The sequence below is a fragment of the Frankia sp. CeTa3Moorea genome (assembly GCF_978021225.1).
The window spans coordinates 105,210-114,097 of record NZ_CDXDOR010000002.1; the positions used below are offsets into that span (position 1 = coordinate 105,210).

An 8,888-nucleotide genomic window follows, 5' to 3' on the forward strand; every position below is an offset into this window, starting at 1 on the left:
ATGGTCGCCACGGGCAACCTCGCGCTCGGGGTTCTGGCCGGAGCGCTGTTGGGCGCGGTGTTCTTCGCCCGCCGGGTGGCGCAGATCGTCCGGGTGGCCGATGTCCTCGATCCCGACGGGGGAATCCGTGTCTATGCACTGACCGGGGACCTGTTCTTCGCCTCGACTAACGAGCTCGTCCATTCCTTCGACTACACCGACCCCACGCCCAGGGTCGTCATCGATCTCACCGATGCCCACATCTGGGACACCTCCGCCGTGGCCGCACTGGAGGCAGTCGCGGCGAAGTACCGCAGCCGTGGTGTCGACGTCGAGATGGCCGGGTTGAACGAGGCCAGCTCCGACCTGCACCGGCGCACTGCCGGACAGTTCGCCACCCATCACTGACCCGGCATCCCGGGAAAGTCCCCAGCCGGGTCTCGGAGCCTGCCGGAGGGAGCCTGCCGGAGCACCGGCGTAGCGCCCGACAGGGCGCCGCGGGACGCGCTGGTGTAGGGCGCACACCATCGTACGTCGAGGCCAGGAGCTTCCGGAAACTCAACCCTTACGTTACGGTACAGTTCGTCCTCGTCGGCGTTTGCCCGAAGTGGTGCGACAAGGGGTCCTGGGCCTGACGGAACAGCAACAGGCACGGGCGGGGAGCACGGGCACCGCCGGGCTCGGAGGAGTCACGTCCATCTGCGGAGTCGGGGGTCAGGCGTGGGGCGTCGCCGTGAACAGGCCGGCGGTACGTCCCGCCGGTGGAGACTCGGGCTGCTCGGCGCCGCTGCGGCCACCATGGTGGTGGTACTCGTCCTCCTAGTCGTGGTGGGCGGCTCGGAGGAACAGCCTGAGCCGCCTATGGAGACGCCGCAGACACCGGCCGCCCCTGCGATGGGTAGTGGCCTGGCCTGGCCGTCCGGTACGAACGCGAACCCCCCACAGGACATCCGCGCCTGGGAGACATGGCTCGGCCGCCCGACGGACGTGGCCGTCGTGTTCACCGCCCGGAGGAGCTGGCAGACGATCACCCGCGACGACTGGCCGATGAGCAGCTTCCGGCCGAACGCCTACCAGGGGATGCTGTCGGTGGCCCAGCCACTGTTTCCCGAGGACGGCAATGAGGCGGCGTGCGCGCGGGGCGAGTACGACCAGCAGTGGGCGGCATTCGGCCAGACGCTGGTGCGCAATGACAGGCCGGACGCGATCGTCCGCCCTGGCTGGGAGTTCAACGGCACCTGGTTCTGGTGGGCCCCACGGGATACCGAGGTGTGGAAGCAGTGCTTCCGGAAGGTAGTGACGGCGATCAGAAGCACGGCGCCGCACGTGCAGATCGACTGGAACATGACCGGACACCGGAACCGGATGCAGAACGGTGGCCGGGTATGGGACGCCTACCCCGGAGACGACGTTGTCGACATCGTGAGCATCGACGCGTACGACTCGTATCCGGCGTCCACAAGCCAGGAGACCTTTGACGACAACTGCAACAGTGACTCGGGAGCGTGTACCGCCAGCAGGTTCGCCCGGCAGCACAGCAAGCAGTTCGCGGTACCAGAATGGGGGATGGACCATAGGAAAGGCGGCGGCGGAGACAACCCGTACTACATCGAGAAGATGTACGAACTGTTCGCGTCCAACCAGGATATCCTTGCCTACGAGGCGTACTACAGTGTCGGCGCCCAGGAGGCAGAGAACGTGCAGTCGGCCCTCACGCCCGACCTCAACCCAAACGCCGCGCAGCGGTATCTCGAACTGTTCGGCAAACCCGCGACCGTGCCGTCCTCGATGGCCACAGGGTGACCTTCCTCTCTTGACCGGCGGAACCTCAAACGCGAGTTTGTCGCCGGGGACCCGTGGTTTCAGGCGCGGCTCGTCGGCGACCAGGAGGAGTTCCGGCGGCGGCTGGCCTCCGGCCGTGGCTGGACCTGATCGCCGAGGTGGCCGGCCGTGGGGTCGAGGTCCGCCGTGTCCGGATTGTGGCGGAGCTGGTGTCCCAACCAGCGCACCGCCGCATTCCTCATTGAGGAGTCCGTTCTGCGCAACGGCTTCGGCGGGCCGGCGGTCATGCGCGGCCAGTGCGCGCACCTGGCCGAGGTCACGACGTGGCCCGCAGTGTCCCTTGGCGTCATTCCCGCCTCTTGCGATCGTGGCCTGGCCAGCCCAGTCGAGGATTTTTGGATCTTCGATAACGATCAGGTGAACGTTGAACTGGTCTCGGGATTCCTGACGGTTACCCAGCCGACCGAGATCGCCCTCTACGCGCAGATGTTCGCTCGTTTGAGTGAGATCGCCGGCTACGGCGACCGGGTCGTCGTCGTCACCGCGGATGCGGAGCACGGCGTCCCCGAGCATGCGGACTACGACGCGGTCGTGGTCACCGTCGGGGCGTGGGACCTTGCGCCAGCGTGGCTGGAGCAGTTGACCGGTGACGGTGTGCTCGTCGTGCCGCTGCAGATGAACACGTTCACCCGTTCGCTGGCCTTCCGCCGGTCGGGGGAGCACTGGGCGAGCACGTCGGCGCAGCTATCTGTCCGCCGCCACACAGGCTGTCCTCGCCCGTGCGGCGGCTCGCGCGTGTCTTCCCGAGGACTGACCCACGGACGACACCACCCTGCGCTGGTTCCCCTCTGATCGGCTGGGCGCGCCTCCCCGGCCACCCGACCGTTTTCGCTGCCGTTGCGGCTCTTGCTGGCCAGCGCTTCCACGGCTGTTCTCACCGGCCTGTCGGCGGTGGATGTCTCACCGGTTCGTCATTTCCCTACCAGGGCATACCGGGGTTGCCCGCACGTGCGCTGCGCCGTCCAACAGCGCCAGCGGCGCAGCGCACAGGACGGAGAGTGGGACCTCCAGGTCACACCTACGGCGACGGGAAGACGACGGCGGGTCAGGGTTTCCGACGCTGCTTGCCCGCCCGTCTTGCGTCCGTCCAGTCAGCTACCAGTTCAGCCTCGGGGTACAGCCCATGAGGGTCCAGGAGGTTCCTCGGCACGGCGGAGCAGGCCTTTCCTGCGGCTGTCACTAGAGGTTCCGCCTGGCCAGGAGCTATCGCGGTCGCGGCCTCGACTGCCAGGTCGATTGTCTTGTCGGCCGCCGCATAGACCGCCCCAACGCTCATGACAGCCACCGTCTCCGCGAATGTGCGCAGGTCGTCTGCGATTCTCCCCGCAGCCTCGACCCCCTTCTCCATACCGGTCTCCACCGCCTCGCCCGCCAGATAGCCGGCGGCCGCGCCCAACGCCGCCCCGGCGATCGCCGTCGTCGGCCCGGCCGGCGCGCCGACTACACCGCCAACAACACCACCGACGGCCTTTCCTACCCCACCTCCGACGCCGGCCTTGAACGCTCCCATCGCACGCTTACGGCCATCCCTAACCATGGCAGGGCCTCTCCGCCAGCCCGGTGGTCCGAAGCTGGTCGATCGTGTCCTTCCGCGTGCTGGCCACGGCGTCGTCCAGTTCGGGAACACGGCGGTGCTTGAACTTCGCCGTCGCGCTGTTGAGGATCAGGCCCGCGTCCTTCCGTCCCGCACGGACCGTCGCCCCAGATGTCCTGTAGCCGAGATACCCGGCACCGACTAGTGCAGCGAGCCAGGCCGCGGGAACAACCGCAGCGCCCGCGCCTCCCCCCGCTGCGGCCGTTTCCGCAGCGATGCCGGCACCGGCAGGGACCGCCGCAGCGGCCTGAGCCGCGTTCCTCTTGAGCCACTCCCGAACAGCTGCCACATAACCGCCGGCAGCGATGAGATCGGCGATGATCTGGTCGCGGAGCTCATCACGTATAAGCTTCCACAGAAGGGAGTCCTCCAGCTCGACGACCTCACCTGCGGGGTCCTTGAGCTCCACGTTGACCGGCTCAGTGCCAGCGGCTTCCGCCTCGGCGTTGAGGAACTCCTCGATCTCCTTGATCGCCGCCTTCACAAACTCGACCAGGTGCCGGTCAACCGCTGCCAGCCCTGCTGCCAGCTCGGCGAGCACCCTGTTCACAGGCCTCTCGCCATCCGCGTTGACGTCCGGGTTAGTGGTCGTGGCCAACCGGGAAACAAGTGCCTTGATGGTATCCAGGTTCACCCCGAAGTCGCCCAGAGAAGCCGCCGCGATCCGCCGATCGAACTGCGCATCGAAGATCTCGGTCTCCCCGTGCGCCATCGCCTGCAACTCCAGGACGAGAGTCGTAAACCTGGCCGTCGCGGCGTCCTCGACGCTCGGTCGGAGCTCATCCACAACGAGTCTCCTGTCTTCTGAGCAAGAACGATCCGTAGTAGATCGCTTTCCCATGGTCAGGTAATCCGATGTGGGTGTCAATAGGGCGAGATTTGATCCAGTTCTGTGCGTACGTGCTACTCTGGACAGGTGAGTGTGCTGGGCGCCGCCATCAAGGAAGCACGGGAGGCCCGCGGCCTGAGTCGAGCCGAGTTGGCCAGACAGGCGGGCATCACCCCTCTCTACATGGACAAGATCGAGCAGGGCGCTCGTCGTCCGTCTCCGCCCAAGCTGGCCGCTCTCGCCAAGGTCCTGCAGGTCAGCACGGCCGAGCTGATGACCCGCGCGGCGCTGCTCGACGCCAGCACCGCCTCCACCAGCGACGAACTCATCAGACGTCTACTCAGGGCGGCAGCCACCGGGGCGGGCGCGCAGGCCGCGCTGAAACTTGTCGGAGCTGTAACTCCGATGGCTTCGATCATGGCCGTCGGGATCCCGCGGCGCTCGATCCCGGCTGCGGCCCAGGCGACCGGAACACTGTTCCCAGGCAGCGTCGTGGCAGTCGCCGCCGGCAGCCTGGTTGCGGGATACGTCCAGCACCGGCAGCAGCGCGCTACCACGCAGAACTCTGATGCCCGGGTACCCGCCCCTCAGCCTGAGATAGCCAACCCACGCCAGGAGTTGCTGGAGCACATTGCCACGCTCACCGACGAGGAGATCGAGGCGATCCTCCTCCTCGCCCGCGAGGCAGTCACCAGCGACGACACCTGAAGCGCCTCATCCCTCCGTGCCACCGGGCGGCGGGGCCGCGCGGGGTCTGCTGCCGCCAGCGGGCGAGGGATGCGAGGGAGACCCGGGCGTAGCGGGCGAGGAAGGCGAATGAGCAAAATCTCAGCAATCAACCTTGATCAGGTCGCCGATCTGGCGGAAGTGATTGCCGGCACCTCCGCGAAGCCTCCGCGCTCCGTACAGTAGCCGCCCAGTCACCTCGCTGCGTGGATGCTGTACGTGCCCCCGGTCCGCGAGGCGCTGGTCGATGCGCTGCGCCATCTCGACCAGCCCGAACGGGTCCCGTCGCGACCACAGCCGCGGACCTCGCCGAACCTGACCAGCACCTGGACGCCACCCTGGCCCGCTGGCTTCCCCTGACCCGCGCCGGCGCTGGTCGTCTCGGACTGGGCCAGTTGTCCCTCGTCTGGCCGCCCCTGGACCGCACCGCCACAGGCCACGAAGACAAGATCATCCTCCCCGGGCGTCCCAACCGGCTCTACCCACCCGAGCCCATGCCCCCCGCCGACGGCGACCACCAGCTGCACGCGGCCTGGCTCTCGGCTGATTCCACCTGCGGTCCTGCTACCCGAGGGGCGCCGCTCCGGCGACCCGGTCATCGTCCGCCCCTCCTCGCGGCGTCACGGCGTCTGCAGACTAACCGCGCCGCGCTGAAGGTCACAAGTCTGATGGTGGACGGATCCGATTGGCCGCCCCGGCATCGGGTGGTGTAGTGTAACGATCATGATGCACACAGGCATTGCGTCGATGAGGCTCCGCAGCTGCCGCTGACGGCGGCGCCCACGAGCATCACTTCTCCGGCTGTCCGCCGTCCCGGTCCACCGCCGGGCGGCTGTTCGAGCTTGCCCGGCTCCCACCGAGCCGCGGAGTTCTTCTGTGTCCATCATCCCTACCAATCCGTCGACCATGCCCCGGGGCGACCAGGATCCTCCCGACGAGCCCATCCCCGTGCCCGCCGGCGAGGCGCTCACGGCCGGTCGGCACGCGCACCTGCGGGCCGAGAACGTCAGCGTCACCTTCGGTGGGCGGCAGATCTTGCACAACGTGTCGCTCACGGTCTCGGCCCAGTCCCGCCTGGCGGTCGTCGGGGAAAACGGCCGCGGCAAGACGACCCTGCTGCACGTCTTGGCCGGGCTGCTGACGCCCGACACCGGTTCGGTGCACCGGGTCGGCACCATTGGCTTGGCCGAGCAGATGCTGCACGTCGAGGAGGGCCGGACCGTCGGCACCCTCACCGCCCAGGCCCTGCGCAGCTCACATGCGGCCGTACGGGCCCTGGACGCGGCGGCCGACGAGCTGGCCCGCGGCGTGCAGGGAGCCGAACAACGCTACGCCGCCGCCCTGGAGGTCGCCACCGACCTGGATGCCTGGGACGCCGAGCGGCGGGTCGACATCGCCCTGGAGGCGCTGAGCGCGTGCACCGACCGCTCGCGCCTGCTCAGCACGTTGTCGGTCGGCCAGCGCTACCGGGTCCGCCTGGCCTGCCTGCTCGGCGCGCGGTACGACGTGCTGCTGCTCGACGAGCCCACCAACCACCTCGACGCCGACGGGCTGGCGTTCCTGACCGGCCGGTTGCGCGCCCACCCGGGTGGCCTGGCCCTGGTCAGCCACGACCGCGCGCTGTTGCGCGACGTCGCCCACGAGTTCCTGGACCTGGACCCCAGCGAGGACGGCGGCGCCCACCTGTACGCCGGCGGCTACGACGGCTGGCGGGAGGGACGCCGCCGCGACCGGGAGCGCTGGGAGCACGACTACACCGCGCAGCAGGTCGAGCACCGCCGCTTGCAGGTGGCCGTGCAGCAGGCCCGGGACCGGCTCAGCACCGGGTGGCGCCCGGACAAGGGCACCGGCAAGCACCAACGCCAGTCACGGGCGCCGGGCGTCGTGCAGGCGCTGAACCGCGACCGCGAGGCCCTCGAGGCGCACCGCATCACCGTGCCCGAGCCGCCGCCGTCGCTGCGTTGGCCTGACCTGTCGGTGCGCCGCGGCGCCGCGCTGGTGCGGGCGCAGGAGGTGCGGCACACCGGGCGGCTCGAGCAGCCCGTCACGCTGCACCTCGACGGTGGCGACCGGCTGCTGCTGACCGGTGCCAACGGCGCGGGCAAGTCCACCCTACTGTCGATCCTCGGCGGCGACCTGCAGCCGACCGACGGTTGGGTGCACCAGGTGCCGACCGCGCGGGTGGCCTTCGTCAGGCAGGAGGTTCCGGACTGGCCGGAGGGCGTCGGCGCCAAGGAGGTGCACGAGCGGTACACCGGCCGGCTCATCGCCGCCGGCCGGCTCCGCGACAGCGAGGTGGTGCCGCTGGGTGCCACCGGCCTGCTCGACCGCGAGGCGATGCGGACCCCGGTGCAGCGGATGTCACAGGGTCAGCAGCGGCGCCTGGACCTGGCGCTGCAGTTGTCGGTCCGGCCCAACCTGCTGCTGTTCGACGAGCCGACCAACCACCTGTCGATGGCGCTGGTCGACGAGCTGACCTCGGCGCTGCTGGACACGCCGGCCGCCGTCGTGGTGGCCACGCACGACCGCCTGCTGCTCGCCGACCTGGCCGGCTGGCCGCACCTGAACCTGCTGCCCGCCGGGGCGGCCGACGAGAATCCCGACGTACAGCAGGAGATCGCCGGATGAAGTCCTCGTCCCTGGGGGCGCTCGCCCCGCTGCGCCGCCGCCACTACCGCCTGCTCTACGGGTCGCTGGCGCTGGGCTGCATCTTCGCGGTGCCCGAACCGCAGACGGAGTCGACGCCCGACGCGGAGCGACCGCATCCGGCCCGCGACCTCATCGAGGGTTTCCGGTATACCCTGCGCACCCGCTGGGTCCTCGTCACCGTCATCTACGCCGCCGGCATGAGCCTGGTCGTCACCGGACCCGTCGAGGTTGTCCTACCGGCCACCATGCGCAACGGGTTCGACAACGGCGCAACCCTGTATGGTCTCGCCTGCGCGCTGTTCGTCCACGGCGGCCTGGTCGGCGCCGGCATGGTCCTCTGGGGCACCCTGCTGCAGGAGAAGGTTCCCCTGGAGATGCTCGGTCGGGTGGCCAGCCTCGACTTCTTCATCTCCGTCGCCTTCATGCCCCTGTCCATCGGGTTGGCCGGCCTGCTCACCGAGCATTTCTCGGTGAAGCTGATCTTCTTCCTGGCCGGGATCGTGCCACCCGTTCTCGCCCTCACCGTCACCCTCGCCGCCCGCCTCCGTGCCGAGGAGATGAGGAGATGAGGAGATGAGCCAGCCTCTCTCCCAGCACGAACCCGCTCTCCGCTGATCCCGAGGAGGGGCAGCCCTCGCTGCCCCTCCTCGCTCATCCACCCGGCCGCCACACGACGCCCAGGGCCGGGCTCCTCGACCCGGTCCCGGTCCCGGCCGCGGCGGCCGAGCGGCTCCTGGAGGTCGCCATGGCGCTGAGCGCCCCGCGGGACCGTGCACTCCTCTTGGCCGCGATCGCCATCGCACACCCGCGCATGCCCCGCCTGCTCGATTCCGTCGCGAGCGTCGAGGATGCGGCCGCACGAGCGGACCTGGTCGCCGCGCTCGACGTTGTCGTTGTGTGTGTGACCGGCGGGGCTCACTGTCGCTGAGAAGCTGGGAGCACCGTACGCAGCCACCTGACTGGACCGGCGCTGGCTTACCATATCCGCATCCACAGTTGGTTAGCATTTCCGGCGCAGGCCGCCGTGAATTCATGCTCAATCAGGGCAATGCGGACGATATCTGAGCAGCTTGTTCGCGTTCCTTGGCCGCTTGATCGTTCTCGCAGCATCATGGGATGGCGACCCATGCTTGGTCGGCGCGTAGCTGTTCAGCTCGGGTGAGAGGCCCTGCGCTTGTGTTTGCGCAGGCTGGAGCGGCCGTCGGCGGGGTATCGGGTGTGCTGTCCGCGGGCGGCTCGGTGGGGCGGGGTCGTCAGCCGGGTTGGGCC

10 protein-coding genes are annotated in these 8,888 nt (G+C 69.1%); 8 read left to right on the top strand and 2 right to left on the bottom strand.

Translation table 11 applies throughout. The features are described 5' to 3' along the window. From AC08OV_RS00990 to AC08OV_RS01005, 4 genes are all read left to right on the top strand, one after another. The coding region (locus AC08OV_RS00990) for an STAS domain-containing protein (RefSeq protein ID WP_476619146.1) at positions 1-387 on the top strand (387 nt) is incomplete at its 5' end. A gap of 312 nt (positions 388-699) precedes the next feature. Continuing rightward, positions 700-1,782, top strand: a complete 1,083-nt coding sequence (locus tag AC08OV_RS00995) for a glycoside hydrolase family 26 protein (RefSeq protein WP_476615430.1) — start codon at positions 700-702, stop codon at positions 1,780-1,782. A 53-nt stretch (positions 1,783-1,835) separates the two neighbouring features. Further along, entirely contained in the window at positions 1,836-2,006 is a 171-nt protein-coding gene (locus AC08OV_RS01000; protein WP_476615429.1) for a DUF6879 family protein, read from the top strand. After that, positions 1,930-2,613: a Scr1 family TA system antitoxin-like transcriptional regulator gene (locus tag AC08OV_RS01005; protein ID WP_476619147.1), complete on the top strand. Its 684-nt coding sequence runs from the start codon at positions 1,930-1,932 to the stop codon at positions 2,611-2,613. Before AC08OV_RS01000 ends, AC08OV_RS01005 begins: the two co-directional genes overlap by 77 nt. Positions 2,614-2,866: 253 nt before the next feature. Here the strand turns inward: AC08OV_RS01005 and AC08OV_RS01010 are convergent, their stop codons facing one another. After that, complete coding sequence (locus AC08OV_RS01010) at positions 2,867-3,358, bottom strand: hypothetical protein (RefSeq protein ID WP_476619148.1); 492 nt, start codon at positions 3,356-3,358, stop codon at positions 2,867-2,869. After that, a complete protein-coding gene (locus AC08OV_RS01015) occupies positions 3,351-4,202 on the bottom strand; it encodes a hypothetical protein (protein ID WP_476615426.1) in 852 nt (283 codons plus the stop codon). Before AC08OV_RS01015 ends, AC08OV_RS01010 begins: the two co-directional genes overlap by 8 nt. Positions 4,203-4,331: 129 nt before the next feature. On the opposite strand from AC08OV_RS01015, the gene AC08OV_RS01020 reads away from it, so the two are divergent. From AC08OV_RS01020 to AC08OV_RS01035, 4 genes are all read left to right on the top strand, one after another. Then, a complete protein-coding gene (locus AC08OV_RS01020; protein ID WP_476615425.1) occupies positions 4,332-4,952 on the top strand; it encodes a helix-turn-helix domain-containing protein in 621 nt (206 codons plus the stop codon). Between the two features lie 228 nt (positions 4,953-5,180). Then, positions 5,181-5,330, top strand: coding sequence for a hypothetical protein (locus tag AC08OV_RS01025; protein WP_476615424.1), 150 nt, complete (start codon positions 5,181-5,183; stop codon positions 5,328-5,330). Positions 5,331-5,846: 516 nt separating this feature from the next. After that, the gene (locus AC08OV_RS01030; protein ID WP_476619149.1) at positions 5,847-7,598 is read left to right on the top strand and encodes an ATP-binding cassette domain-containing protein; all 1,752 of its coding nucleotides are present in this window, start codon (positions 5,847-5,849) and stop codon (positions 7,596-7,598) included. Then, entirely contained in the window at positions 7,595-8,188 is a 594-nt protein-coding gene (locus tag AC08OV_RS01035; protein ID WP_476619150.1) for an MFS transporter, read from the top strand. The genes AC08OV_RS01030 and AC08OV_RS01035 overlap by 4 nt, the downstream gene beginning before the upstream one ends. The last annotated feature ends 700 nt before the right edge of the window (positions 8,189-8,888 follow it).

Excerpts from the sequence above, each read along its gene's own strand:
- AC08OV_RS01025 (WP_476615424.1), top strand. The coding sequence starts at position 5,181 with ATGCTGTACGTGCCCCCGGTCCGCGAGGCGCTGGTCGATGCGCTGCGC.
- AC08OV_RS01035 (WP_476619150.1), top strand. The coding sequence starts at position 7,595 with ATGAAGTCCTCGTCCCTGGGGGCGCTCGCCCCGCTGCGCCGCCGCCAC.
- AC08OV_RS01010 (WP_476619148.1), bottom strand. The coding sequence starts at position 3,358 with ATGGTTAGGGATGGCCGTAAGCGTGCGATGGGAGCGTTCAAGGCCGGC.